20 protein-coding genes, 1 tRNA gene and 2 pseudogenes are annotated in these 26,168 nt (G+C 35.9%); 16 read left to right on the top strand and 7 right to left on the bottom strand.

What is annotated here, in order from left to right:
- A pseudogene (locus GWI68_RS16835) lies at positions 1 to 1,149 on the bottom strand (IS3 family transposase); the annotation flags it as partial.
- 73 nt (positions 1,150 to 1,222) lie between these two features.
- Between GWI68_RS16835 and GWI68_RS16830 the strand changes: the two are divergent.
- Positions 1,223 to 3,337 (top strand): annotated as a pseudogene (locus GWI68_RS16830) (conjugative transfer ATPase); the annotation flags it as partial.
- Positions 3,338 to 3,695: 358 nt separating this feature from the next.
- Complete coding sequence (locus GWI68_RS16825) at positions 3,696 to 3,872, top strand: hypothetical protein (RefSeq protein WP_166541019.1); 177 nt, start codon at positions 3,696 to 3,698, stop codon at positions 3,870 to 3,872.
- A gap of 68 nt (positions 3,873 to 3,940) precedes the next feature.
- Here the strand turns inward: GWI68_RS16825 and GWI68_RS16820 are convergent, their stop codons facing one another.
- Positions 3,941 to 7,744: a DNA-binding protein gene (locus GWI68_RS16820; RefSeq protein WP_166541018.1), complete on the bottom strand. Its 3,804-nt coding sequence runs from the start codon at positions 7,742 to 7,744 to the stop codon at positions 3,941 to 3,943.
- Between the two features lie 498 nt (positions 7,745 to 8,242).
- Here GWI68_RS16820 and GWI68_RS16815 point away from each other — a divergent pair, with 498 nt between their 5' ends.
- From GWI68_RS16815 to GWI68_RS16795, 5 genes are all read left to right on the top strand, one after another.
- Positions 8,243 to 8,821 (top strand): hypothetical protein, encoded by a 579-nt coding sequence (locus GWI68_RS16815; RefSeq protein WP_166541017.1) that lies wholly within the window; start codon positions 8,243 to 8,245, stop codon positions 8,819 to 8,821.
- A 155-nt stretch (positions 8,822 to 8,976) separates the two neighbouring features.
- On the top strand, positions 8,977 to 9,375 hold the full coding sequence (locus GWI68_RS16810; protein ID WP_166541016.1) for a TIGR03757 family integrating conjugative element protein: 399 nt from the start codon (positions 8,977 to 8,979) through the stop codon (positions 9,373 to 9,375).
- Positions 9,375 to 10,316 carry a TIGR03756 family integrating conjugative element protein gene (locus GWI68_RS16805; protein WP_166541015.1) on the top strand — a complete coding sequence of 314 codons (942 nt, stop codon included), beginning with the start codon at positions 9,375 to 9,377 and terminating at the stop codon, positions 10,314 to 10,316. Before GWI68_RS16810 ends, GWI68_RS16805 begins: the two co-directional genes overlap by 1 nt.
- A 6-nt stretch (positions 10,317 to 10,322) precedes the next feature.
- Entirely contained in the window at positions 10,323 to 11,744 is a 1,422-nt protein-coding gene (locus GWI68_RS16800; RefSeq protein ID WP_166541014.1) for an integrating conjugative element protein, read from the top strand.
- A 1-nt stretch (position 11,745) separates the two neighbouring features.
- On the top strand, positions 11,746 to 13,257 hold the full coding sequence (locus tag GWI68_RS16795; RefSeq protein WP_166541013.1) for a conjugal transfer protein TraG N-terminal domain-containing protein: 1,512 nt from the start codon (positions 11,746 to 11,748) through the stop codon (positions 13,255 to 13,257).
- Positions 13,258 to 13,360: 103 nt separating this feature from the next.
- Here GWI68_RS16795 and GWI68_RS16790 read toward each other — a convergent pair whose 3' ends face one another.
- A complete protein-coding gene (locus GWI68_RS16790; protein ID WP_166541012.1) occupies positions 13,361 to 13,741 on the bottom strand; it encodes a hypothetical protein in 381 nt (126 codons plus the stop codon).
- Between the two features lie 897 nt (positions 13,742 to 14,638).
- On the opposite strand from GWI68_RS16790, the gene GWI68_RS16785 reads away from it, so the two are divergent.
- The 5 genes from GWI68_RS16785 to GWI68_RS16765 all read left to right on the top strand — a co-directional run bounded on the left by GWI68_RS16785 (position 14,639) and on the right by GWI68_RS16765 (position 20,072).
- Complete coding sequence (locus tag GWI68_RS16785) at positions 14,639 to 15,532, top strand: integrase domain-containing protein (RefSeq protein ID WP_166541011.1); 894 nt, start codon at positions 14,639 to 14,641, stop codon at positions 15,530 to 15,532.
- 202 nt (positions 15,533 to 15,734) lie between these two features.
- The gene (locus tag GWI68_RS16780; RefSeq protein WP_166541010.1) at positions 15,735 to 16,649 is read left to right on the top strand and encodes a zincin-like metallopeptidase domain-containing protein; all 915 of its coding nucleotides are present in this window, start codon (positions 15,735 to 15,737) and stop codon (positions 16,647 to 16,649) included.
- A 281-nt stretch (positions 16,650 to 16,930) separates the two neighbouring features.
- On the top strand, positions 16,931 to 18,139 hold the full coding sequence (locus tag GWI68_RS16775; protein ID WP_166541009.1) for a TraI domain-containing protein: 1,209 nt from the start codon (positions 16,931 to 16,933) through the stop codon (positions 18,137 to 18,139).
- A gap of 377 nt (positions 18,140 to 18,516) precedes the next feature.
- Positions 18,517 to 18,978: a hypothetical protein gene (locus tag GWI68_RS16770; protein WP_166541008.1), complete on the top strand. Its 462-nt coding sequence runs from the start codon at positions 18,517 to 18,519 to the stop codon at positions 18,976 to 18,978.
- Between the two features lie 131 nt (positions 18,979 to 19,109).
- A complete protein-coding gene (locus tag GWI68_RS16765; RefSeq protein WP_166541020.1) occupies positions 19,110 to 20,072 on the top strand; it encodes a tyrosine-type recombinase/integrase in 963 nt (320 codons plus the stop codon).
- 196 nt (positions 20,073 to 20,268) lie between these two features.
- Here GWI68_RS16765 and GWI68_RS16760 read toward each other — a convergent pair.
- The 4 genes from GWI68_RS16760 to mutY form a co-directional block, all read right to left on the bottom strand.
- Positions 20,269 to 20,344 (bottom strand) — tRNA-Phe (locus GWI68_RS16760).
- A gap of 262 nt (positions 20,345 to 20,606) precedes the next feature.
- Positions 20,607 to 21,677: a membrane-bound lytic murein transglycosylase MltC gene (mltC, locus tag GWI68_RS16755; RefSeq protein WP_166541007.1), complete on the bottom strand. Its 1,071-nt coding sequence runs from the start codon at positions 21,675 to 21,677 to the stop codon at positions 20,607 to 20,609.
- A gap of 63 nt (positions 21,678 to 21,740) precedes the next feature.
- Positions 21,741 to 22,013 (bottom strand): oxidative damage protection protein, encoded by a 273-nt coding sequence (locus GWI68_RS16750; RefSeq protein ID WP_072071114.1) that lies wholly within the window; start codon positions 22,011 to 22,013, stop codon positions 21,741 to 21,743.
- Positions 22,014 to 22,042: 29 nt separating this feature from the next.
- Positions 22,043 to 23,083, bottom strand: coding sequence for an A/G-specific adenine glycosylase (gene mutY / locus GWI68_RS16745; RefSeq protein ID WP_166541006.1), 1,041 nt, complete (start codon positions 23,081 to 23,083; stop codon positions 22,043 to 22,045).
- Positions 23,084 to 23,300: 217 nt separating this feature from the next.
- Between mutY and trmB the strand changes: the two genes are divergently transcribed.
- The 4 genes from trmB (at position 23,301) to GWI68_RS16725 (ending at position 26,128) form a co-directional block, all read left to right on the top strand.
- Positions 23,301 to 24,020 carry a tRNA (guanosine(46)-N7)-methyltransferase TrmB gene (gene trmB, locus GWI68_RS16740; RefSeq protein WP_166541005.1) on the top strand — a complete coding sequence of 240 codons (720 nt, stop codon included), beginning with the start codon at positions 23,301 to 23,303 and terminating at the stop codon, positions 24,018 to 24,020.
- Complete coding sequence (locus GWI68_RS16735; protein WP_006534836.1) at positions 24,020 to 24,346, top strand: YggL family protein; 327 nt, start codon at positions 24,020 to 24,022, stop codon at positions 24,344 to 24,346. The genes trmB and GWI68_RS16735 overlap by 1 nt, the downstream gene beginning before the upstream one ends.
- A gap of 74 nt (positions 24,347 to 24,420) precedes the next feature.
- Positions 24,421 to 25,347 (top strand): glutaminase B, encoded by a 927-nt coding sequence (gene glsB / locus GWI68_RS16730; RefSeq protein WP_166541004.1) that lies wholly within the window; start codon positions 24,421 to 24,423, stop codon positions 25,345 to 25,347.
- A gap of 22 nt (positions 25,348 to 25,369) precedes the next feature.
- Positions 25,370 to 26,128 carry a DUF2884 family protein gene (locus tag GWI68_RS16725; protein WP_166541003.1) on the top strand — a complete coding sequence of 253 codons (759 nt, stop codon included), beginning with the start codon at positions 25,370 to 25,372 and terminating at the stop codon, positions 26,126 to 26,128.
- The last annotated feature ends 40 nt before the right edge of the window (positions 26,129 to 26,168 follow it).

The following is a 26,168-nucleotide window of genomic DNA, read 5'->3' as shown; positions in this document are numbered from 1 at the left end:
TTTTAGAGTTTTTCCAGTATCTCTTTTCGGATTCGTTTGGTGATAATCCTCCGTTATATTCGTGAGGTCTGTGTACGCTGTAATACCCGACAATATAGTCCGTTATTGCATGGACAGCATCACTAAAACTTATGTAGCCAGTCATGGGTACCCACTCGTTCTTCAGGCTCCTAAAGAAGCGCTCCATTGGACTATTATCCCAGCAGTTTCCGCGTCTACTCATACTTTGTTTGATCCGATATCTCCATAGTAACTGCCGAAACTGATTACTTGTATAGTGGCTACCCTGATCACTGTGGAACATCATCCCTGCTGGTTTATCCCGAGTTTCCCACGCCATTTTCAGCGCTTTGATGGTCAATCGACTGTCCGGAGAGAACGACATTGCCCAGCCCACCGGTTTTCTGGCGAACAAATCGAGAACAACGGCGAGATACGCCCAGCGTTGGCCTGTCCAGATATAGGTGACATCGCCACACCACACTTGATTGGGCTCAGTCACTGCAAATTGACGTTCGAGATGATTCGATATAGCAATATGTTCTTGTCCGCCACGTTTGTAGCGGTGTTTCGGTTGTTGACAACTTACAAGGCCGAGCTATTTCATGAGCCTACCGGCAAGCCAACGCCCCATTGGGAAGCCCTTGAACGTTGCCATTATGGCAATACTCCTTGCCCCAGCAGAGCCATGGCTGATGTTGTGTAGTTCCTGAACTTGACTGCGCAATACGGTGCGTCTTCTATCAGGCTGAATAGGACGGGCATTCCAGTATTTATAACTGCTGCGATGAACCCCGAATACATGGCAGAGAGTGGTTACGGGATAACGCGCCCTGAGCTTTCCGATTAACGTAAATTGTTCAGGGAGTCTGACATCAAGAGCGCGGTAGCCTTTTTTAATATTTCATTTTCCATTTCAATACGTTGAAGTTTCTTTTTGAGTTCACGTATTTCAATTTGCTCTGGCGTGATGGGAGAGGCTTTCGGCGTTTTGCCAGCCCGTTCATCGCGCAACTGTTTTACCCATCGGGTCATAGTGGAAAGACCGATATTCATGGCTTTAGCTGCATCAGCAACAGTGTAGTTCTGATCAACAACTAACTGAGCAGATTCATGTTTAAATTCTGCACTGAAATTTCGTTTTTTCATTAAGGCACCTTTATTGTTTGAGGTAAGCATATCACCTCTATTCAGGTGGCCAAATTTATTAAACCACTACAGTGCAGGGATCACTACGGTCAGGCAAAATGGTGAACATATTCATGCATGGTTGTTACGTTGGTTTAATCCTGAGCCTGATTGGGTTGATAAAGAGACGCTCTATCGCACAGCAACACATGTTGACACTGTCAACAGTGAACTTCCCATACTCAATGATTTTAGCGAAACATTGATGTTTACACCGCCTAAAGCAGATGTAGAAAATGGCGTTTGGTGGTTTGATAATCGCCCTCATAAAGCCATTAATATTGATAGGCTTCGTCGAGCGCCTACCGTAGGGCATTTAACAGGCGAAACGCGCAAAGGGGATAATATCAATGCGTTGATGGATTTGTTACCACAAGGCACAGTGATATCAATGACATTAGTGGTACAACCGCAGGATGAACTGGAAGAGCATTTTAACCATCTTGCGAAAAATGCAATAGGCGAAAACAGTGCATCAGCCCGAGTACGCGCTGATGCTCAAACAGCAAAGAGTTATCTTGGTGAACGTCATAAACTTTACCGTGCGAGTATGACGTTTTATTTATCAGGTGCAACACTAAAAGATCTCAACAGTCATCAACGCCATTTAACTGCCGTATTGCTAAATGCAGGGCTACAGCCGATAAAGCCTGACTATGATATTGCGCCATTAAATGCTTATCTTCGTGCTTTGCCTATGTGCTTTAATCCCGAATTAGATAAAAAGCATTGGTATACCCGACTGATTTTTGTGCAACATATCGCCAATATGTTACCTGTTTTTGGTCGTGACACAGGAACTGGTCATGCAGGATTTACCTTTTTTAATCGTGGTGGTGCACCGCTGACTTTCGACCCTTTAAATAGTGCTGATCGTTCTAAAAATGCTCATTTGGTACTCTTCGGTCCCACGGGTTCAGGCAAGTCAGCAACACTCAATAGTCTATTTACTCAACTTATGGCGGTTCATCGACCTCGCTTATTTATTGCAGAGGCAGGAAATTCATTTGGGTTATTTGCTGATTATTGTGCTGAGTTGGGTTTGAGTGTGAATAAACTTAGCATTAAACCGGGTTGTGGGATTTCATTAGCGCCTTTTGCTGACGCTTATAAGCTTATTGAATCCACGACTAAGCCTATTAATGAAGATGAGCTGAGTGAGGTTATTGATGCAGATGAAACCGACGAAATAGATGAGCGAGATATTTTAGGCGAACTCGAAATTGTTGCTCGATTAATGATAACCGGTGGTGAAGCCAAAGAAGAAGCAAAGCTAGAACGTGCAGATAGAGGCATGATGCGAGAAGCCATTTTAGTGAGTGCCAACAATGCATGGAATGAAGGTAGGCAGATGATTACCGCCGATTTGCAAAATACATTTTATGCCTTTGCGAAAGATAAAGATCGCCCTGATATTCGACGAGCAAGAGCCCAAAATATGGGCGAATCGCTCAGTGTATTTATGCAAGGTTTTTTGGGGGAGTTATTTAACCAAGAAGGACAACATTGGTCAGAAGCTGACGTAACATTAATTGACCTTGGTACATTAGCCAGAGAAGGCTATGAAGCCCCTTTAGCCGTTGCTTATACCTCATTAGTCAACACCATTAATAATATTGCAGAACGTGATCAGTTTTTAGAACGAGAAATTGTCTTTGCTACGGATGAAGCCCATATGATCACCACTAACCCATTACTTGCTCCTTACGTGGTTAAAGTCGTTAAGATGTGGCGTAAATTGGGTGCATGGTTATGGCTAGCGACTCAAAATTTAGAGGATTTTCCGTCTACGTCAAAGAAGATGTTGAATATGATTGAGTGGTGGTTGTGTTTAGTGATGCCACCTGAAGAAGTTGAAGAAATCGCCCGATTTAAAAAACTTACACAAGAACAAAAAGCCATGTTGTTATCAGCAACCAAAACCCCCCGTTGTTATACAGAAGGCGTTGTCCTAGCCAGTCGTATTGAAGCGCTATTTCGTGCCGTTCCTCCAAGTCTATACCTTGCATTAGGTATGACTGAGAAAGAGGAAAAAGCAGAGCGAAAAGAACTGATGGTAGAGCATGGCATTAGTGAACTAGAAGCAGCTAAACGGATAGCGGTTAGGCTGGATGAGGTGAGGGGGATTGTTGATAGTGGGTATTATTAAATAATGTACAAATATGTGAATTAAATTATGATTATGTGGTATAATATAAATATCAGAAGTGATTGCATTAGTAAACTAATATAACTCTGAATAAATAATAAAATAATATTTATTCAGGTTTTCTTATTATATGTGAAGATAAAAATTACAATAATTAAAGTTTAAATATATCTGAATTTTGAAAGTTATAAAGAAATACTATTTTTATGCAAATTTATTGCATAGATATAGTATTTAATCACTTCATAAAAAGCCCTCAGTAAATTTTCATTTTTATAATTATGAATTTAATAGATAATCAATCATATTAAAAATACTGTTAGCGTTTGGGCAAGAACAATAAAATAAGGAGATACATATGTGCAAAGAAATGCAAATAGAGTTCATGAAGGAACTTCAACAGCTTTATGTTGATTTAATAGCATCTCATGCAACATTATATCAGCCAACGAGGGTTCAAATTTCTAGACAAACTATTTTGTTTGAAAATCTAGGAAAAATAACCAGTTGGTTAGATAAAGCATTTAAGTTATAAAACTTAAATGATAATTAAAGGGTGAATCATATTGACTCACCCTTTTATATTTTTTAATTAAAAATTATTTATTTTTCTTCATAAATACACTCAATATAATATTTCCCTTCATTCCTTGATATCCATTTCTTGATTAGTTTTTCTTTTTCTAAGGTGGAAAATAGTAACTCTGCATCTTGGTTATTGTTAAGATTCAAAGTTGCAGTTTTTTGATTAAATATTTTATTAAATTCTTTTTCTTGAAGCTTATCCACAAGGTTAGCGATTTCTTCTCTATCCTTATAATTGTTATTTATTAATCGTACTATTAGGTTAATAGAAAAATTATCATTATTTGATAATTTAATTAATGATATTAATATTTCATTAGTGATATCTAATTCGTCAATGAATGATTCATGACATTCTTCACGATATTTATATAATAATGATGCTTTTTCTGAGTTTGAAAATAGATTGGAATCATTAATAGCAATCAACATACTTTCGAGGAGTTCATTATCTTGTTCATAAAATAAATAATAATTTTCGTCTGAAAATAATACTTCTTTAAATTTAGAAAGCCATAATATAAAAGATTCTATATTCTCTTTACTCTCATTTGGAGAAAAGCATTGTATTGCATTTTTATAAGATTCATTATTTAACGGTACTTTGTTATTCACTATTAACCGTAGGAAATTAGCTAAGCTTAGTTGTTCATCCCAGGAATGAGTATTTATATAAACAGGTTTTAATACTAAGTTGTATGCATTGTCACTAATGTTATCATTACAAATAACTTTCATATATAAAAGGTCATAATTGTCCCCTTCAATCAGATCTATTTCATCATAGCTTAGAATTTGTGCATGTTCTTCAATATATTGAGTTAATACATCTAAATTGCAATCTTCATAGATATAATCTAATAACACTTTCCAGCTAGGTGTAACATGATTATGATGAAAGAAAAGGTCATGATAAGAATAAATATTATCACTATTTTCAGTGTCTATTTTTTTTGGGAATTTACGTAAATTATCTATAGTAAATTGCATTTCCTCAAGTATTTTAACTTTAAGACTATTATCAAGATCTGGATGAGTAAGAATAGAAACAATTGATTCACTATTTTCTTTAGAATGTATAAAAATTTCTGATACGAAAGTATTAATATTATCATTTACATAAGATTTAACATCAGTTAATTCTTCATCATTTATCAATGACCAAGGATGCTCATCAACCTGCTCACAAGAGATATTTTTATCTTGTAGTAATCCAGCAACAATGATTCGGTAACTGGATTTATCAAGATTATATAAATTATTTTTAGCAATAAATTCTAATGCTATAGTTTCATTAGGTGTTATAGGTATAGAAATATCATTATAAATCACCTTAAGTTTTTTTATATTATCAAGAAACAATTGAAGGTGTTCTTCTTCCACATTTGATATCAAATTAAATCCTTGATTTATAATAAATTTGTGATATTTTTCTTCATTTTCTGAAATATCAGGTGATACCAAAGCAATCATTTTAGTTGCTATTGAAATAGATGTATGGTTTTGCTCATGATCTTCAATTACGGTAATCATTTTGTCTAAATAACTATTTTCTTTTAGAGAGAAAATAATGAAATTTATAAAGTTTTTATAATCTGTAAACTTATCTTCTAATATAGAATATATTTCTAAAATATCTTTTGATGAATATGTAAAAATAATATCTATCATCGAAGATAAGAGTGCTCTTTTTTTATAATCTTTGCTCTCTAATAATAAAGTTATAATTTGGTAATGAAGCGCTCCAGAACGATAAAAATAATTATGTTCAATTAATTCTACTAGAACATCTTCTGAGTTATCTAAGAAATAATTTTCATTAATTTCCTTAAAGTTAATATAACGACCTACCTCTTGGATATAATCATTATCGTTAATAGATATAGAGCCCTGATGGAAAATGGAGCGAAACATCATGTAATCTTGCATGATATAACCATTAGTGAGCAGGTGGTAGAGAGCTTCAAAACCACCAAAGTTGAATCCACTTTTGAGCGCTTTTAATTGTTCAGGGTCAATAATTTCAGGAATATTGCATTTTTCAATATAACTTTCAGCAATAATTTCGAATTGTTCAAAACCAATTAATTCTAATAATTTAGCTAAAGTAATTGAATTTCTAGTTTTAATTTTTTCTTTAGTTACTTTGATTTCTTCTACTGTCTTTCTATATTCTTCTAATTTGTCATTTTTAATGACTTCAATTCTCAGGTAATAGTCATCAATCACTGAGGATGTTTCAATTTTAACAAAATTATTATCTCTACCATATCCACTGTGATACTCGTATCCTATAAATAATGGTTCGTTACAATTAAAAAAATCAATAAAATCTTGCTCTTCTTTATAGAACTTTTCTGCTGAATACTCATCATAATCTTGACTATAATGTTTATTTCTTTTAGCAAAATGAATTAATGACCAAAGTTCAGGCGAGATAAATTTACTAATAATTTGTTTGCGTATTTCCATATCGGAAGTTGCAGATTCATTTTTTATGGCTATTAAGTGTTCGTTAAGCTCTTCTAATTTTCTATCAAGTAAACCAAAATGGTCTTTATGTAGTTTATAAAGACGGTAATCTTGAATAAGGGAGTAGAGTACACCATGTCTTTTATCTACAAGATTATAATCTTGTGCATAAATATTTTTATAAAATATTAAAGCAAAGATCTTCTCTTGATCTTTAGTATTATTGACAACATTTTTAAATAAATTGAATTCATTAACAATATTTTGAAGCGATCTCATATCATTAATATACGCAGACATTCGCTTTAAAACTAACTGTTTATTTTCAGGGAAGTCATTTAATTTATTTTTTAGTAATGTATAAGCATTACTAGAATCCATTATAGGAATAATAGGTAAAATAAAGTCAAAGAACTTAGTTTTAATATCCGCACCGAGAAAAATATCATCACGACAAGCATAAATAAATCTGACTGGATTAGTTGAAATATTATTATTAATAATCTGATTTATTTCTCTTAATTTTATAAATACTTCAGTATTTCCCAATCTATCGAGGTCTTCAAAAATAACAATCTTATACTTTGAACGAGAGAAAAAATAGACGATTTCGTCTAAGCAATTATTTAGCAGGGATGGTTGTTCATTAGAGGTGAGATCAACGCTACCTTGTAAAAAAGCTATTTTGCTAAGTTTAATTTTTTTGTCGAATATGCCGGCTTTAGATGCACTCCGTACAACACAAAAAATAAAAACTAATCCTATTAGGAGGCTAATAACTAGTCGTTCAGGGTAAGCATTTATAATGCTATTAATAATAACCTCATTAATATTAAACCAAGCTAATGTTTTTTTGGGGAATAAAGATATTGATAATATTATCAAAGGAATAATTATAGATGTCGTATTAAAAAATAAAGAAAAAATATGTTTTTTGTTTCTATTTTGAATCCGGTCAAGACGTGAATCGGGTAGGTTATCTTTATTTTCTTTATATAGAATTTGTTGAAGTATACTTAGCTCTATTTCTGTATTTTCAGGAGGTTCAGGATCATTTTTACCAGAGATGGAAAAATCAGCTAAAGATACATTAATAAAATTTTGTTTATCTCTAAATTTCAGATAGGACAAAATAACAGTACTTTTTCCAGCACCATAAGGCCCTGTTATTGCAATATTTTTTACATCTTTTTTAGAAAAGGCGAAATCTAAGGCTTCAAAATAGGGTTTGACAGTATCATCAGTAATTATTTTAGGGGTTAGAGTATTGTAATCACCTTGTTGTTCATCATCTGAAATATCATTCTTTTTTGCTGGAAATCGTTTTTTTATCTTTTCCCAAAAAGTCATGTTTGTTCCTTATCCTTGACTAAAAGTAAGTCTTATCACAAATACCAAAACTTGGTGATAAACTATCTAAAAATTAAATGATTAAACAATACTAGCTTAAAGTTTGGTTATCTCAATATAAACTTCAAGATCTGTTCTTATGCTCAATAATTTACTTGTTTTTTTAATATCAATGGAATAGTTTGGAAACGTTACTAACTAGTTAAGAGGGGATTGTATGTATGAAAGCAAAGCGTAATGACAAAGAGGAAAACATAATTTACAGCACATACAGAAAAAGAACCACTAGGGTTCTTTTTCATAAACTTTAATTTTCGGCTATACCACTTAAGGCGTCGCAGGAATGGAAGCCGTTCCATTAACCCTACCGGTTGACTTTATTCTAGAGAGTCAGGAATCTTTCTTCAATCTATATTTATAAAAACTTTTTTATTTGGCTATAATTACTAATTCTAGTAAGTATTTTTTAATAAACCAAAATTTAAAAAAGGAGTTTTTATGGATATTTCTTCTATATTAAGCGGGTTTAAAATTCTTATACCATTATTACCATTTTTTAAAAAAGTATTATTTTTTGATACATTTTTTTCGTTATCCAACAAAGAAAAATCCGAGGCTATAACATATCTAAAAGAGTGCGCTGATGAGCATGAACCTTTAGATAAGTATAAGCAAGAATTGATGTTATTAGATTATAAAATGTCAACAAACTATTTGTTAAATGATTATATCTTAAAGTATTTTATCTCTAATAAATTGAAAAATATTAAATTTTGTAATTCCATGTTTTTATTAAAAGACTTTTATAGTTATAATGATTTCAATGTCAAAACAAAAACTAAGATGATTATAATTCCTATCATTGTCCTTATGTTAGGTATTATTTTTGGATGTGGAGCTACATTTTTTGTGGTTAGTGAAAAGCAGTTTCCAAAATCTTTATTGGACTGGTTTTTTTTGGGAGGATTAACTTTAGTTAGCATTCAATATATATATTATTCTTCTTATACTTTATGGTGTTATTTTCATATGGTTAGAAAAGTAAAAGACTTTAATAATTTTATTTTAAGAAGTTAGGGAAGAAACTCTGTTTATAATTTATAAAGCATATAATATTGTTAGGTTCACTTTCTTCAGTATAAGTAAATCTATTATTCCCCAATTAACACTTCTTCACTGCATTTCCTGCCAATTCAAAGCACCCTATACCTTTTCTTTTTACAGGGTGCTTTATGAAACCACCAAAATTATTAATTCTATCATTAGTGCTTTCAACTCAATCAGTTGCATCAACAATAATCTACACTGATAGCAACACGCCTTTACTTAATACAAAAGATAGTCAAATCATCTATTTGGATGCACCTAATATTATTCAAAAACAATTATTTAATGATTTATCGCGTGATCCTAAGCAAGCAGAGCAGCAAGTGAGAAGTATTATTCAGTCAGCAGATTGGCAACAAAAACAGCAACAAATCACGCAAGCTTATCAAGGTGTTCTTCAGGCTTATGCATTAAAACTCGCGAAATATCCTGCGGTTGTTTTTGATGATCGCTATGTGGTTTATGGCACAACAGATGTTGTTCTGGCTGAAAAGTATTTCACTGAATTTTTGGAACATCAATAATGAGGCAATTAAAGCGATGTAGTGTTTTTGCGCTTTGTCTCTCTTTTCAACCTATATCAGCAAATGCGATTAACTCAGCTCAAATTATTGCAAGTGCATTATCACCACATTGTTTGGAATACAAAATTGTGGGGATCTGTTACTGGCTCTTCTGCACACCATTTGGATGCTCAGTAAAAACATCGATAAAAGTGAGTCACTATATTCCTAATGCAGTTGTTTCTAGTTACGACCAAACAGGGAGCAATCCATGGACTGAAATATCACCTTTAGGAGCAGGAATATCGGGCTTTGCTGAAGGTGGCGGAGCCAATAAACAAAAACGAGCGAGAAATAAAAATAACCTATATTTTAAAAACGTGGATGTGATTGGGCATCCTGCATTAGCGTCTCCTATATTTGGGCAATTTATGGGGCAAATAAATTATGCTTGCTCTAGCCCAATTAAAGCTTTTATGCCTTATTTTCTCAGTACACTCGATGGATTGATGTGGCGTTCTGGCTTGCCTGAATCTCTTTATCCCGAAGCGCTGATCCCAAATATACGTGAAATAGGCTCCACAGCTAAAGGCAATATGTGGGGCAATATTTATCCTCGCAGTGGTTTTGTGACACAAATAAATGATTACAAAGCCTCAGCGGTTATGGCTCAAAGAGCTGTTGATATTGTGTCACGAACAGGACAGCTTCATGTTTATCAACCGTTAATAAGCCATTCTTATCATGGATATTGGGCGCCAGAGTCTGTTACTGAAAATACAGGCACTCGCAATCATAAATGGCAAAGACTTTCACCTTCAGTTTCCTCTTCTTGTTCTACTTTTCCTGATAATGCTCAACCTATTGCTAGTGACGGCGGTTATGCATGGGCACTTTGGCAACCTTATAAGTGTTGTAAACGACGAGGCCAAATTTTTCTGTATAGCTTTAATTTTCAATAACAAGGAATGTGTATGAAAGATAAAAGCTGGCTTTATAGCTGTGTTGTGGTGGGATATTTTGCCTTGAGTTTTCCTGCTATCGCTACTTTTGAAGTTGATAGCCATGTTGTTAGCACTGACTCAAGTAAAGGCATGAAGGGGGCAATCAGTGATTACTTATTTTATACCATAGGCGGTGGAACGGTGATTTCACAACCGCCGAGTCACAGTAATATGCAAAAACTCAGTATTGGTCTGGGTTGGAATAGTGATTTAATGTGCGGTAATTTTGATATCAACACCACAGTTAAGAATCAGTTAAACGGTGCCACGCGTGGCTTTAAAGATATGATGAGTAATGTCATTAATAGCGCCACAGGTGCCGTTGCTAGCTTACCAGCCATGATTATTCAGCGTGCTAATCCTGGTCTTTATGAGTTGCTAACTAATGGTGTATTACAAGCCAGTGTCTCATTCGATAAAGCTCAACTCAATTGCCAAAAAATGTCGCAGAAAATGGCGGATTATGCCTATTCAAATCAATGGACGCAGTCTGCTATTGGTGAAGAGTTTAAACGAGTTGTCGCAACCACATCAGATGCAGTCAGTGCCGATAATCAATTGAAAACCTCAACAGGAAAAGAAGGGATTAGATGGATTGGTGGTAAAAAACGAGGCGGTATCGGTCAACCTGCGATTAAGCCTACTTATGATTTAGCAAAAGCTGGTTTTAATATTTTGAATAAACAACCCATCACAAGCCATCATCCAGTTAATGAGTCTGCTTGCAAAGGCTCTCTTTGCCGACGTTATAAAACCAGTGACGAAGCTGCCAAAGCCGTTGTGAGTGTATTGGGAGATAGGGCGATCCGCACTTGTTCTGAAACAAAAGAATGTCGTAGCGGAGGCGAAGAAAATAAATCAGGTACATCAACGGTAGGTGTTGGGTTCTCACCAATGCTTGAAGAAATCACACAAGAGAATATGGCTCTATTAATTAAGTTTGTGAATGGGCATTTAAAACCAAATTCGACAAATTTAGCACAATTAAAAACAGGCGATTTAGCGGTATCAAGAGGCGTTATTCAAGCGCTAAAAGAGGATCCTGATAATGTGGCATTAGTACAACGTTTGGCTGGTGAATTGGCGATGTCAGATACCATTGCAACGGCATTCGGTATGCGAAGAATGCTGATTGCAGGGCAATCAGAACCTCATGTAGCTGAGCATAAAATAGCATTAGAAGAAACAGATCGTCGCCTTGCTTTCCTCGATAGAGAAATTCTGGCATTAAAAAATGAAATGGAAATTCGTAAAGCTATCAGCAATAACACGTTGTTAATGGTGTTGAGCCGACAAGAGAGCCGTGATGCTGAAAATGGTGTCCATCAGCCCACCATACAAAGTGATAAGGCAATCCATCAGTTAAATCAGAAGGTAGATCATTAAGATGACGACAGAGAGTTATCTTGAGCTTGTATTACTTTTTATGGCATGGCTGATTAATAATTCATTGTGGATGCTCATCACCACAACAGGTCTTTTTGCCCTTCCATTAGCGATTAAAATTGCAGGGATTTGGTTAAAAGCACGAGAAGAGGGAGAGGATGAAGGTAATAAAGGGATTTTAGTATTATCACGTATGGAAAATACGCTCTATGTTGCGTTTGTTGTGATGATATTTTGCGCAGTTCCTCTGTGGGAAATCAATGTTTCTACATTACATTTTGACCGTACTCGCTCAGCACAATGTAGTATTAATGTGCCGAAACCCGCAGATTCAGGGTATGGCGCGTTAATAGCAGAATTAAATGGCCAAACGGCAAAAGTGCCTTTGTGGTGGTACTTAGTTCATTCGCTATCTAAAGGCGTGACGCATGCAACTATCGCGACTATTCCTTGTAGTAATGATTTTCGCTTGCTACGTTTTGAAGTACAGAACACTCAATTAATAGATCCTATTCTTCGCCAAGAAGTACAAGAGTTTGCGACTCAATGCTATGCCAAAGCGTATTATAAGTTAAAAAATCTTCATTCTGGATTATCACCTCAAATAATGAAGGGTGCTAATTGGATTGGCTCTGATTATTTTTTGAATACAATCGGCTATTACGATTACTACACTGCAACATCTCCCCAACAAGCATGGTCCTATAATGAAAATCGAGATAGTGGATATGCCAATGTCAGTCGTGGTGGTTATCCAACGTGCAAAGCATGGTGGAATGCTACGACTGAAGGCTTAAAAAAGCGTTTATTGACTCACTTTGAACCACGCACCATTAATATGATGAAAGCCAAGTCACCTGATAACTGGGAGGAGGGATTATTACGTTGGTTGGTGAGCCCTCAAAGTATCCATTTAGCCAGTAGTGGTGACACTTATATGATGGGGAACCAGCAAGGGCAAAGCACAAGTATTGATTCAGGAATAAAGCAGGCTATCAGTAGTTTAGGGACATTCTTAGCTCAAACGACACAGCTACCTGCTTTTGATGCATTACGCCAAGGTTTACCGATGATCCATGCGATTTTACTAATGGCTTTGATTATCATCATTCCGTTGATTCTGTTGCTAGGTGCCTATGAGCCCAAAATAATTATTACACTTACTTTTGTGATGTTTGCATGGCTATTTGTGCCGTTTTGGTGGGCATTAGCCAGTTGGTTAGACGATAAATTGATTGAATTACTGTATGCGAGTTACAAAGGGTATCGCGGTGATTTTAATATTTGGTTAGCAAGTACCGGTTCTGATAGTTGGATCATGAATTTAGTGCTCGGCGCTATGTATGTCGTATTACCGCTTTTTTGGTTTGGTGCTGTAAGTTGGAGTGGAGTAAATCTTGGATTTGCGGTGTCTTCAGCCATTTCAAGTGGTTCAAAAGGTATACAACAAGCTGGTGCTCAAGGTGGCTCTGCAATGCTGAATGTGGTTAAAAAGGGTATTATGAAAAAATAATTATTTAATTTATCAGAATAATATGGAGCAAAAAGTAAAATAATATAATTACTTAGCTCCATTATTACCTACACAAAAATTAATCATAATGAACTTATAGATACTAACTCTTTATTAAAGAATACATACTTGCTGCATTAATAACACCAACATAAATGATTGCACCGCATAAATACATAGTTGCAATTCCAATAATTACTTTGCATAGGTAATTAACATTCACCTTGCTGTAATTTTTATGTAAATCGTGAAAAATAGCTAAAATAATTAGCGTAATAAAGACGACTACACCGCCTATAAGGATTTTATATTGATATGAATCACTTCCGAATTTGTCTTTACTAAATAAAGCGCCAAGAGATAGCATAAAGACAACAACCATAGAGGGGGAAATTAAAGATATCGTTCTTCTTAAAAACTCGAAGAAATCAGATCCATCAAAGAACCAAAAACTCTTTTTTTTCGTTTCATTAATATCTGTCATAAAACCTCTAATATAAATTTTTATATGGATAGATAAAATAGAATAAATTCATCGATTTTATTTTTAACATTAATAAATAATTATTCAAGAGGAAGTTTGAGTTAATATTTAATAAACTAAGTGAATATGTTCTATTGTTATTATTTTTTTATATATAATTTTGTTTGAAATATTTAATTGATGTTTTTTACTAAGGTTAATATAAAATATTAAGAAAATAATTTAACCTACCTACTAAGTATTCCTATCGTTTACTCTTCAAATATTACCTCGTTGTTTTTAACAACAGCCAATGCTTCAGTGCTCATTATTGCACTCGCGATTTGAAAGAAGCGCCTTAGGGCAATCGCAAGCTAACATCATCACTATCTGAGAGATGATACCTTTGGGTGATAACCGCAAGATAGTACAAATAATGAAGATGCCACCTGCACTATTTGAGGCACGTCGCTATGCCTAATGTAATAAAAGGCATAGGCAAAAGGGCAAAAGCTTATTAAGCGACAGGAACGAGGCAGCGTCACTTGTGTAAAAGCGTAAGCGATACCAAGTGACGCTACGCGCAAACAGCACGCTTTGGCTTATGGCATCTACTTTTTCAATGATAACTACAGCCTGACACACTCGTAGTGACAATATTAAGGACAACTCACTCGAAAAATTAAAAGAGAAATTAGCTCGGTATCGATGGCAATATCAGCGAAAGCTGATAGATGGAGGCAGTCTGATTTTATTTATCAGGACGGTTTATACCGCGAACAGCTCTGAGAGCTGGGGAGCCTCGTAAAAACTCAACTTATTGTCGCCCTGATGCACAGATACCCGCTAAAGTAAAATATAACCATGCCGTCAGGGAATTTTGTTTTATATATAAAAATATGATTGTGGAGGGCTTATTTGTCCAAATTCAACAAACAATTAACTACATTAGCAAAACAAGGTGGAGGGAGTTTTAAAACTGTTGCAGATCGTTTGAAAATAGTCTCTCGCTTTGCAGATAGAATGGGAAAACTGAATATTCAAATTCGTGATGTAAAACATATCAAAACAAACCATATCGAACTTTATATCAAAAGCCGGCAGGAAGAAGGTATTTCAAAAAGAACACTTCAAAACGAAATGGCAGGCATTAGAAATATTTTAGCGGTTGCTGGCAGAACAAAGCTTGCCTCACCTCGACATGAAAAACTCAGTAATCATGCACTTGGTTTATCAAATGCGAGCCGTGACGGCACGAAAGTGGCTATTAGCGAAGAACGGTATTTATCTGCTTTTTATCATGCAGAAAAGCAAGATATGGGGGTTGCAATGACCATGCAACTAGCACGTTATTTCGGCTTACGTACTGAAGAGGCGATACAGTCAGCAAAGTCATTAAAAACATGGCAACGCGCTCTGCTACAAGGTGAGAAAAGTGTTCGTATTGTTTTTGGTACAAAAGGGGGAAGGCCTAGAGATACGACAATTATTGATCGTGACAAAATGTTATATGTCGTCAATCAAGCGTTGAATTTAACTTCTCAATCTAACGGTAAATTGATTGATAAACCCGATTTAAAGTCTGCTATAGATCGCTATCGAAATGTTGTCAGAAATGCTGGGCTAACAGGTAAATATGCACCCCATAGCTTACGCTATGCGTGGGCAGTAAATGCAATGGAGTATCATAAAAGTAATGGAATGAGCGATGACGAAGCTAAGGCAATGGTATCCATGGATTTAGGTCATGGTGATGGGCGAGGGCGTTATGTTGAGCGTGTCTACAATAAACTTAATATTAATGATCAATAAAACATACTTGTTTATCGCACATTAAATTAATAACGTTTACCCGTTAATTCGTTGTTTATAACAACAGCCAATATTTCTGCAATCTGAAAGAAATGCCTTAGGGCGATTGTACATTAATTAAATCAACTTTCTTTATTTCAACCCAAATGGGAATTGCTTCCCCATTTGGTGGCAATTCCCTTTTTCTTAACAGGAATTGCCTATGAAAAAGGAATTAATAGGTCGTACATCCTCACAGCAAAACGATTTTTATCACATAGTGACAAATAAGATTATTGAAGCATTAGAAAAAGGAACAGAACCTTGGCGTAAAACTTGGGATACTGAAAATGAAGGGCTACCTGTTAATGCAGCAACGGGGCGACATTACAGTGGTATTAATGTCATGCTGTTATGGATAGGAGCGATTGAAAAAGGGGTTAATTCAAATCGATGGCTGACTTTTAATCAAGCAAAATGTGCAGGAGGTAGCGTTCGCAGAGGCGAAAAATCCACATTAGTCACGTTATTTAAACCTTTCACCGAAGATAGCACTGACAGTGAGACTGAAGATAAATTAACTCATTCATCACGCTGTTTTATGGCACGTTTCCATCTTTTTAACATTGAACAATGTGAAAATTTGCCAGAGATATTTTATTCTAAAAAGCCAGTTCTTCCTGATATTGAACGTATTGATAGAGCTGAGAGTGTGGTGATAAGTAGTGGTATACCCGTGACACATCGTTATCAGGATTGTGCATATTATCATACGAAAAATGATCATATTGTTATCCCAGAAATGGGGCAGTTTCATTCAGTGGAAGATTACTATTGCACATTACTTCATGAATTGGTGCATTCAACGGGGCATGCTTCAAGACTTGCTCGAAAAGGAATAATAACTCCATTATCTAAGAAAATGAGTAACCCAGTTTATGCTTTTGAGGAACTTATTGCAGAAATTGGATCGGCTTTTTTATGCGCTGAATTAGGTATTCAAGGTCATTTGCAACATGAAAGTTATATTGCATCATGGTTAAAAATACTTAAAGAAGATCATAAAGCCATATTTAGAGCAGCTCGATATGCCAAGGAGGCATTTGAGTATTTAATATTAAATACAAATAAAAAATAACTATTATTTAGCTAAATAATAAAAAGATTAGAGATCAGAAAAGGCTTCCAGTTAGGAAGCCTTTTTATCTTTCGCTAACAGAGTCAAAAAACAAGTAGCTTCATACTGTTCCGCGTGCTCTATCCTGTGAATTTATCGTAATTTAATTAAAAGAAAATAGGCTAAAAATAGTATTTAATATGAATTTAATACAGGGTTAACTTTTACCTTAAATATAAGAATTTTTTATTTAATGACGTTGTTTATTTTATTAAAGCTTATTATCATAAATGGAATTTTATATGTTAAATCTGAAATTATGTTTTCAGCGAATAAGTTTATTCAAAAGAATTAAAAAAGAAATAAATTCAGAAATTTTATCAAACACTATTTTACCAAGATCGTTAAATGATCTTCTCTTATCATCTCATCGTCAACAATTATTAAAGTCACTTTGGAATTCATCTTTTTTATCTCAAGAAGCTTATACTCAACTCTATAAAACACCATTAGAGCAATGTGTTTTCTTAATGCAACAGTTCCCATTAAGTGAAAAGGGAGCTTATAACTATTTAGGTGGAATGACTGATTACATGCTTGAAGTTGTAACATGTGCCTCTAATTTGTCTAAAAATTACATGCTTCCTATTGGTGTCTCACCAGAAGAGCAAGCTGAGCAAGGTACTGTATGGCATGCAGTTATTGTTTATGCCTCGTTGTTTTCTTGTGTGGAATATTTATGTCAGTTTGAGGTTGAATTCAAAAGTGGAAAACGATGGTTTCCATTGCAGGAGGCATTAACGGAGCCTTATCGATTTCGATTTATCTCTGAAATATCACAAAATCAAATGAGATGTTTTGGTGCGATGCTCGCATGGAAAATAATTCCACCCGATGCAATAAATTGGTTAAGCCAATATCCTAAAGCGCTTGAGGCGTTATCAATGTATTTAACAGGATTTAGAGAACAAACAGGTATCGTAGACGAAATTGTTTCTAAAGCGATTACTTTAACGCTTGCACCATTTCAACGTGAGATATCATTGCCTGAAAGCGATGTATTATCAGAAAGGATATCTCTAGAAAAAAAAGAGCCTATCGTTATATCAGGAATGCAATTACACCCGACTGATAATCAAATCATCGATATGGGGGATGTCTTTTGGCAGTGGCTCATTGAGGGTTGTGTAAATGGTCATCTCTCTATAAACCAACCTAATGCACAAATTCATATTATTGCAGGATATGTTTTTATCGTTACTCCCAATATTTTTTATGTGTTTTTAGCTGAAATGAAATTGCCTAAACAAGATAAAGGTAAGCTTCAAAAAGCCTTTGAGAGACTGAAATATCATCGTCATGATCGAGGTAATATGTTTACTTGTCGGCTCTTTCAAAATGAATTATTAGAAGGGCAATTTAAAAAATTAAGTGGCTACTTAATTCCAGTAAATAAAATATTCACAAGCAATAATAAGCCTGCTGAAAATCTATTACTGGTTGTTGTATAAAGATTTTACAATGAATTTGCAATGTGACATTTGCTTATTAAATTGTTTGGCGAAATATCCATCAGCGATAGAAAATAATAATAGTAATTCCACTAAAACAGTCTTGCTCCCATTGATTAATCACGGTATCTTTCACTCGCACCTGCAAAATCAGGTGTCGGGATTAGCCTCCTGAAAAATACTTCACTGACAACACTCAATGTACTCACATTTTGTGTTTGCATTCTGCTACATCTCAATGGTGGGCTGGATGAGGGCGTCGAAAGATGCGCCGACGTCAGTGAGGTCGGTAAGGCTAACCTTGTTCAGTTCCACCACCTATGAGATTAGCCTCTCCAGTGGTGGAAATTAATACCACTCACTGAGGATGCCTAAATATGGCAACGACCCCTAACCCAACTCATCCATTACTTACTATTCAGCTTGATTCCACAACAGATTTCACAACACTCGTTGATTATTGTGACAAATTTGTAGATGCATTAATTAATAGCGAAGAACTCTCCATTCAAATGGCATTATGTTGCCGTCTTAATGTCTGTTTAACACTCTTGCAATCTACATTAGATGAGCCTATTCCTCCTCATTTGGTGCAGTGTTTTATTGCCAATAAAATACCACCAAGCCTTCCTCGTTTTGATTTTGAATGTACTGAGCTTTGCCAGCATTGCATTACGCTGACTCAATTTCTTGCAGAGTTAGGTTTCTCAAATGAGAAAGGAAAAAGTCTTATTTGGTTATTGAATGATTTAATTAATTACTTTGTTGCTGAAATGCGAGCACCTAGATGGTTACGTACTCTTAATGGAGTGGAACCTCTTGATAAGGTAATGGTATGACTTTTAAACAGGAGCAACAAAAAAGTCATCATTTAAAGTCTTATGGTTGTTATTTGATGGTTTGTTCGTTTTGTATCAGCGATAACAGCACCCATTGTCGTGTTTTACTGATTGTTGTAAATGAGCATGTTATGGATGACATCACTTTTGAGTTTCTTATTGAGCAGTATTTTTATTATAAATTATTACGTCCTACGACAATGAGAAGTTATCGTAAGGTTCTTCGTACATTTGAAGAATTTACCTCGTTAAATCCTGCTCAGATTGATCAATTAACAGTTCTACAATGGCGACATCTTGTTTTAGGTGACAATAAGCGCTCAAGTAGAACATGGAACAATAAAGTGACTCATATGAGAGCATTGTTTAATTTTGGAATAGAACAAGAATTATTACCCCATAAAAAGAATCCTTTTAATGGTACGGTAGTTCGTGCGGGAGCCAAAAAGAAAAAGGTTCTGACTAAATCACAAATGGATGATATGTACCGTCGAATGACACACTATCTAGAACTTGAAGAAAAGCAAGGTTATGGCTACGTGTGTGATGGGCGAAAAAATGCATTATATCCAGCGTGGTTTTGGATGACGGCAATGAACGTATTTCGTTATACAGCCATTCGCCAAGGGCAACTTCTGCATATTAGGTTGGGGGATATTAATCTTGAAGAGAAGTGGATCCATCTATGTGAGGAGGGCGCCAAAAATCACCGTGAACATCGGGTACCGATTGTTTCTGCATTATACCCATCACTAGAAAATTTAGTGAAAGAAGCACAAAAGGTAGGTGTAGAACTGACAGATCAAGTATTCAATGTTGGGTGGTTTGATTTAATGAAAAGAAAAAAACATCCCAAGATCATGGGAGAATACCCATTACGTTCATTTTTCAAACGCTTATCAGCGGAATGTAATTTCATTGTATCACCTCACCGTTTTCGACATACCGTCGCAACGCATATGATGCAATCACCAGAACGTAATCTTTATGTTGTGAAAAGGCTATTAGGACATGCCAGCATTACATCGACATTAGAATACATTGATGAAAGTGTTGATAATTTGCGAGATATACTTGAAGCGGAATTGATGTGATGAAAATAACAGGAGGAGTATCAAGATTTGACAGTGATTAGGAAAGAAAGTAAAAGTTACAAATAAAAAAAACAGCCTTGGTATGAACAAGACTGTTTAATTTAAGAGTTCCAACATAAAGTGACAGTGTCAAATTATATTTTCAACTCTTGATTGCCCTCTCAGTTAGTTAACTAACTGACGAACAAATGAAATATGGTGCCCGAACTCGGAATCGAACCAAGGACACGGGGATTTTCAATCCCCTGCTCTACCGACTGAGCTATTCGGGCAACGGGGCGTATTAAACCCGATATCGCTTTGCTCGTCAACGTTATTTATCACAAAACTGTTTGATTGCTGTTTTTTTAAACTTATTGGTTAATAAAACACTATTTATCGCGAAAAAAGAGCAAAAACGAAGTTAAGCATAGTTTGTCGTAGCTAGAATTATGGTAACAAAAAATACAATAAGACGGTTTATTGGATCGTAATAAGAAACAAAGCTTACCCAAATTGATTGAGTAAGCTTTGTTTCTTTTGACTTAATAATAATTAACGATAGTTGCGTTGAGCTGTACTGACTTTTTCAAGATAACGACGAGATTGGTCGGCAGGGTGCTTATTACGTAACGTGGTATACACTTGCGTAGGCTCTAAGTTGTTAATCATGGCCGCTGCTTGTTTCTTATCACTATGGAATATGCGTAAGACGCTGCCAGCCCCCCCATTGTAAGCCTGTATAACGGCATAACGGCGCGAAATAGGATCTTTAATATCACCAAGGTAGCTGTTTTGTAGTATTGAAATATAAGCAGCACCTGCATCGATATTATTAGCAGGATCAAACAAGTAACTACGGCTTGGTTGTCCTGATTTACCTTGCATGCGGAATACATCTCTTCCTGCCGTTGCTGGCATAATTTGCATTAAACCTAATGCGTCTGAACTACTGACAGCATAAGGGTTAAAACTTGATTCAATTTGCATAATAGCTAGGATAAGCGATGGCTCAACACCATATTTAGCTGCTGCTTGTTGGACTAATGGTAAATATTTATGTGCACGTTTATCAAGGTGATTAGGGACTAAATTAATGGTGACATACCAAATTGTATTTATACCAGATTGGCGTTTTTGTAATTTATTGGCAATCAGATAATCAGCAAACTTATTGGCTCGCCATTCCCAGCGTATAGGCTGCCCTGTATTATCAAGAACCTGCCCGGATAAAAAAGGTTCTGTACTGTGAGGGATGTTATTGACATCAGAATAGAGGTCGATAGAGCCTGGATCTTCACCCATTAATAATGTAGTGACAATCGCCTTATGTAATTGGAATTGAGGAGCGTCACCACCTAATGTTTCTATCGTGATGGTACCCGCTTCAAAGTTAATATGGCTACGGGTTTTATAAGCGTCAGTATATTTTACGTAGTCTTTAGGACCGGCTATTAAAACTTCCTTCATCCCCCAAATCATTTCGATATTATTGGCAAATTGCCCCATAAGAATATCGAACGCATTGGTGTCCTTTGCGTAATCGGGTTCAAATGTTTTAGGGGGTTGGCTACTACATGAAATGAGTAGTGGGGCGATAATTAGCAAGAGAAGGATTTTTTTCATGGTCAATTGCATCGCTATGGTGAATAAAATACCAGAGCCTTAAAGGCTCTGGAAAAGTGAATATTATTTTTCAGGTGGGGTGTAGCCGTCAATATGAACATCATGACCTTCAAATAAAAACCGTACCATTTCTTGTTCTAATAGTTTGCGATCTTCTGGGTTCATGGTGTTGAGTTTTTTCTCATTGATCAACATCGTCTGTTTTGTCATCCACTGAGTCCATGCTTCTTTTGAGATCTCATTGAAAATGCGCTTTCCAATTTCTCCTGGGTACAACTGAAAATCAAGTCCATCAGCTTCTTTGTTTAGGAAAGTACAAAAAATAGTTCTGCTCATAATACGTCCTCAATATCGCAGGGATTAGCTTAGGCTAATTGTCTAAGTAAATTCTCTACAGGCGCCGCTAACCCAACGGTTGCAGGTGTCTGTAAGTTATACCAAAGTCCTTTTTGCTCCTCCATCATAGAGGTAAACGCTGAGAGTTTTACGCAAATTGGCACAATATCTAAATGAAAGTGACTAAAAGTATGTCGAAATGAAATCAGTTGTTCTGATTCATTATTCTCAAGTCCATGCTCAGTTAGCCACAGTTCTAAAAGCGCTTTTGTCTCAAACTGAGGAAAGGCAAATAACCCCCCCCATATTCCTGCTGGTGGTCTTTTATCCAACCAAACAAGATTATCATATTGTAAAATAAGAAAATAAGTTGTTTTTTCTGGGATAACTTTTTTCGGTTTTTTCCCAGGATAATCCGCCCAATTGTTTTGAGCATAAGCGATACAACCTGTATTTAGTGGACATAGTTCACATTTAGGTTTGCTTCTAGTACAAACCATTGCACCTAAATCCATCATTGCCTGATTAAAATACTCGACACCTACAGTTGGGGTGACGTTTTCGCTGATCTCCCACAACTTATTTTCAACTTCTTTTTTACCTGGCCAGCCTTCAACGGCATAACAACGAGCTAAAACACGTTTCACATTACCATCAAGGATTGGGTAAGGTTTTTTCAGTGATAAGGATAAAATAGCACCAGCGGTTGAACGTCCAACACCCGGTAAAGCACAAACGTCCTCAAAGGTATCAGGAAAGTACCCTTGATGTTTATCTACAATGTGTTGTGCTGCTTTATGCAAGTTTCTGGCTCTTGCGTAATAACCAAGGCCCGTCCATAAATGAAGTACTTCATCTAATGGTGCTTTAGCTAACGCTGCGACATCAGGAAAACGTGAAATAAAACGCTCAAAATAAGGAATAACCGTTGCAACTTGGGTTTGTTGCAACATTACCTCAGATAACCAAACGTGATAAGGCGTTTTTTCTTGCTGCCAAGGGAGCGTTTTACGCCCATATTTATGATACCAATTGAGTACGACTTGCGAAAATTGCAGTGCTTCCATCATGTTTTATTTTATTAACTCATGTTCTGATTAAGGTAAGATTGCACCACAGTGAGAATAAACTGTAAACACTCTTAATATTTATCTTATAGAGTGATGCTTCTATAAGTGACTCTTGCTAAACTTAGGGATCTTTGGATAATGTCGGTTAAGTTTATACCATAGCGACATTATAACGATTTTAAGTAAATAATTGGCCTAACGACTGACAGTATTAGACATGATCAAGAATGTAATTTCTCCGGAATTCAATGAAGAAGGGCGTGCTTTACGGCGCGTTCGTAGTTTTGTTCGTAGACAAGGCCGTTTAACTCCTCGTCAAGAGCAAGCATTAGAAATACAGTGGCCTATTTTTGGCATTGAATATCAATCGGAACCCATCGACTTCAGTCAGGTTTTTGGACGCGAAGCACCTGTTATTTTGGAAATAGGCTTCGGCATGGGCGCATCGCTCGTGACTATGGCAAAAGATACGCCAGAAAATAATTATTTCGGTATTGAAGTGCATGCACCTGGTGTGGGTGCCTGTCTTGCAAGTGCTGAAGAAGAACAATTAACTAATTTGCGAGTCATGTGCCATGATGCGATTGAAGTACTCAATCACATGATCCCAGATAATAGTTTAAAAATGGTTCAGTTATTCTTTCCTGATCCATGGCACAAAGCGCGCCATAATAAGCGCCGTATTGTTCAAGTGCCTTTTGCAGAATTAATTTTAAAAAAATTAACGTTAGACGGTGTTTTTCATATGGCGACAGATTGGGAACCATATGCAGAACATATGCTTGAAGTGATGACAAGTGTTGAAGGCTATCAGAATTTGTCAGATACTCAGGATTATGTACCACGACCAGAAACACGCCCAGTGACTAAGTTTGAGAAACGTGGTCATCGTTTAGGGCATGGTGTATGGGATCTTATGTTTAAGAGGGTAAAATAATGGCTAAACAACGTAGTCGCCGTTTACGCAAAAAAATGCGTATCGATGAATTTCAGGAATTAGGTTTTTCAGTTAAATGGACTTTCCCAGAAAATACCCCAATTGAGGAAGTGGATCGCTTTGTTGATGAACTGATCCTCAAAGTTATTGAGCCAAATGGGCTGGCATTTGATGCAAGTGGTTACCTGAGCTGGGAAGGCTTAATCTGCTTACAACAAATTGGTAAATGTACAGAAGAGCATCGCCAATTAGTCGAAAACTTCCTAAAAGAGAATAAAATGCAAGATGTACAGACCTCTGAACTATTTGACGTTTGGTGGGACTGATAGAAAGTTATACATTTAGCAAATAATTACAAGGGCATCCAAAAGGATGCCCTTGTCTGTCTGGGAAAGGGACTGTGACTACAACGTTATCTAACGCATTACTGTCAGATATTTTGCAACAAATTCGCCCATTAATCGGGCAAGGAAAAGTCGCGGATTATATCCCCGCGTTAGCCCAAGTATTGCCAGAACAGCTTGCTATGGCTGTTTATACGGTGGATGGTGAACTCTATCAATCCGGTATGGCAGACAAGCGCTTTTCTATTCAATCCATTTCTAAAGTGCTTAGTTTGACACTTGCTTTAACTCGTTATGAAGAAGATGAAATTTGGCAACGAGTAGGAAAAGAGCCTTCAGGTCTGCCTTTTAATTCCTTAATACAATTAGAGATGGAAAAAGGGATACCTCGGAATCCTTTTATTAATGCGGGCGCTATTGTTATCACTGATATGTTGCAGTCTCGATTAAGTGCACCAAAGCAAAGAATGTTAGAAGTTATTCGCTTTTTAACTGATGCTCCTGATATTTGTTATAACTCAGTGGTTGCAAAATCAGAGATGGAACATCTTAGTCGAAATGCATCAATTGCTTATCTGATGAAATCTTTTGATAATTTTGAGAATGATGTTATCACGGTGCTGGAGACTTATTTTCACTATTGTTCAATAGAAATGAGTTGTACTGAATTAGTTCGATGTTTTAGTTATTTAGCTAATCAGGGCGTAAGTGTTGGGAATAAAAATCAGATTATTACGCCAAGACAAACCCGGCAAATAAATGCGTTAATGTTAACTTGTGGTATGTATGATGGTGCCGGTGAATTTGCATTTCGTATTGGGATCCCAGGAAAATCAGGTGTTGGAGGTGGCATTATTGCTGTTGTTCCTGATGCTTTTACCATTGCAGTTTGGTCACCAGAGCTGGATAAATCAGGTAACTCATTAGCAGGTTGTGCAGCACTTGAATTATTAGCAAACAAAGTAGGGCGCTCGATTTTTTAGCCATGTTTTCAGGAGAGTTGTTATGAATTTAAGAAATGTTGCTGTAGCACTGTTTTTTGTTGCAGGCTCTGTCAATGCATCCCCCAGTTTTGATTGTGCTGTAATGCCAAAAGATGATTTACGCATAACCTCTGAATTTGTTGAAGTTGCTGGTTCACAGGGTTTAATGGTCATTTATCCCAATGGCACATTACTCCAAAATGAAAAAAGCGCCACATTGACGCCACAACAACAAGAGTTAGCAAGAAAGTATCAAGCCACAGTTAGGCGAGACGTACCTTGGCTAAGAACTGAAACAGGGATAAAACTGCAAGATTCTCGCAAAGTGCTCGATAAAGTGGTCATTGAAGCTTTTGGTAAAGAAAGCAATATCCTCAATAGATTAAGTAGATTAGAGAAAGATCTTAATCAACAAATGGATAGAGTGGTTAGCATAGAACCAAATAACATCACTTTTCATGCTCAAGCGATTAAAGAAGTTGAAGCCAAAGGCCGTGAAATCGTAGAGAGTAGCCTTGGTGGTATGCTGCAAGACAGTATTAATGAATTAGGGAAAAAACAGTTATTAGCGGCTGCTGGTGGCGACAGTAAAAAAACCTTAGGTGGATTATTAGGAAGCTTAGATGGTTTCCAAAAAATCATAGATCAGGAGTGGAAACAGCAAGAAGCTGCATTTACTCAATTTGGTCAGCAAGCTTGTAGCAAAATAACTCAAATGGAAAATCAACATATCGAACTTATTAATTCGTTAAAAAATAATTCATCAAACATTAATAAATAATAGCATTATATCCCTTGTAGTTAATAAGCTTTATAAATTG

This window comes from Proteus sp. G2669 (genome assembly GCF_009915245.1).
Lineage (GTDB): Bacteria > Pseudomonadota > Gammaproteobacteria > Enterobacterales > Enterobacteriaceae > Proteus.
The sequence above is the reverse complement of the archived record's forward strand: the minus strand, read 5'-3'. Positions and strand labels throughout refer to the sequence as shown.

What these genes read in the sequence shown, in the direction of transcription:
- GWI68_RS16750 (WP_072071114.1), bottom strand. Translation starts at nt 22,013, where the DNA reads ATGAGCAGAACTATTTTTTGTACTTTCCTAAACAAAGAAGCTGATGGA.
- GWI68_RS16770 (WP_166541008.1), top strand. Translation starts at nt 18,517, where the DNA reads ATGGCAACGACCCCTAACCCAACTCATCCATTACTTACTATTCAGCTT.
- GWI68_RS16765 (WP_166541020.1), top strand. Translation starts at nt 19,110, where the DNA reads ATGGATGACATCACTTTTGAGTTTCTTATTGAGCAGTATTTTTATTAT.
- trmB (WP_166541005.1), top strand. Translation starts at nt 23,301, where the DNA reads ATGATCAAGAATGTAATTTCTCCGGAATTCAATGAAGAAGGGCGTGCT.
- mltC (WP_166541007.1), bottom strand. Translation starts at nt 21,677, where the DNA reads ATGAAAAAAATCCTTCTCTTGCTAATTATCGCCCCACTACTCATTTCA.
- GWI68_RS16795 (WP_166541013.1), top strand. Translation starts at nt 11,746, where the DNA reads ATGACGACAGAGAGTTATCTTGAGCTTGTATTACTTTTTATGGCATGG.
- GWI68_RS16820 (WP_166541018.1), bottom strand. Translation starts at nt 7,744, where the DNA reads ATGACTTTTTGGGAAAAGATAAAAAAACGATTTCCAGCAAAAAAGAAT.
- mutY (WP_166541006.1), bottom strand. Translation starts at nt 23,083, where the DNA reads ATGATGGAAGCACTGCAATTTTCGCAAGTCGTACTCAATTGGTATCAT.
- GWI68_RS16780 (WP_166541010.1), top strand. Translation starts at nt 15,735, where the DNA reads ATGAAAAAGGAATTAATAGGTCGTACATCCTCACAGCAAAACGATTTT.
- GWI68_RS16790 (WP_166541012.1), bottom strand. Translation starts at nt 13,741, where the DNA reads ATGACAGATATTAATGAAACGAAAAAAAAGAGTTTTTGGTTCTTTGAT.
- GWI68_RS16775 (WP_166541009.1), top strand. Translation starts at nt 16,931, where the DNA reads ATGTTAAATCTGAAATTATGTTTTCAGCGAATAAGTTTATTCAAAAGA.
- GWI68_RS16800 (WP_166541014.1), top strand. Translation starts at nt 10,323, where the DNA reads ATGTGTATGAAAGATAAAAGCTGGCTTTATAGCTGTGTTGTGGTGGGA.
- GWI68_RS16725 (WP_166541003.1), top strand. Translation starts at nt 25,370, where the DNA reads ATGAATTTAAGAAATGTTGCTGTAGCACTGTTTTTTGTTGCAGGCTCT.
- GWI68_RS16810 (WP_166541016.1), top strand. Translation starts at nt 8,977, where the DNA reads ATGAAACCACCAAAATTATTAATTCTATCATTAGTGCTTTCAACTCAA.
- GWI68_RS16805 (WP_166541015.1), top strand. Translation starts at nt 9,375, where the DNA reads ATGAGGCAATTAAAGCGATGTAGTGTTTTTGCGCTTTGTCTCTCTTTT.
- GWI68_RS16825 (WP_166541019.1), top strand. Translation starts at nt 3,696, where the DNA reads ATGTGCAAAGAAATGCAAATAGAGTTCATGAAGGAACTTCAACAGCTT.
- GWI68_RS16815 (WP_166541017.1), top strand. Translation starts at nt 8,243, where the DNA reads ATGGATATTTCTTCTATATTAAGCGGGTTTAAAATTCTTATACCATTA.
- GWI68_RS16735 (WP_006534836.1), top strand. Translation starts at nt 24,020, where the DNA reads ATGGCTAAACAACGTAGTCGCCGTTTACGCAAAAAAATGCGTATCGAT.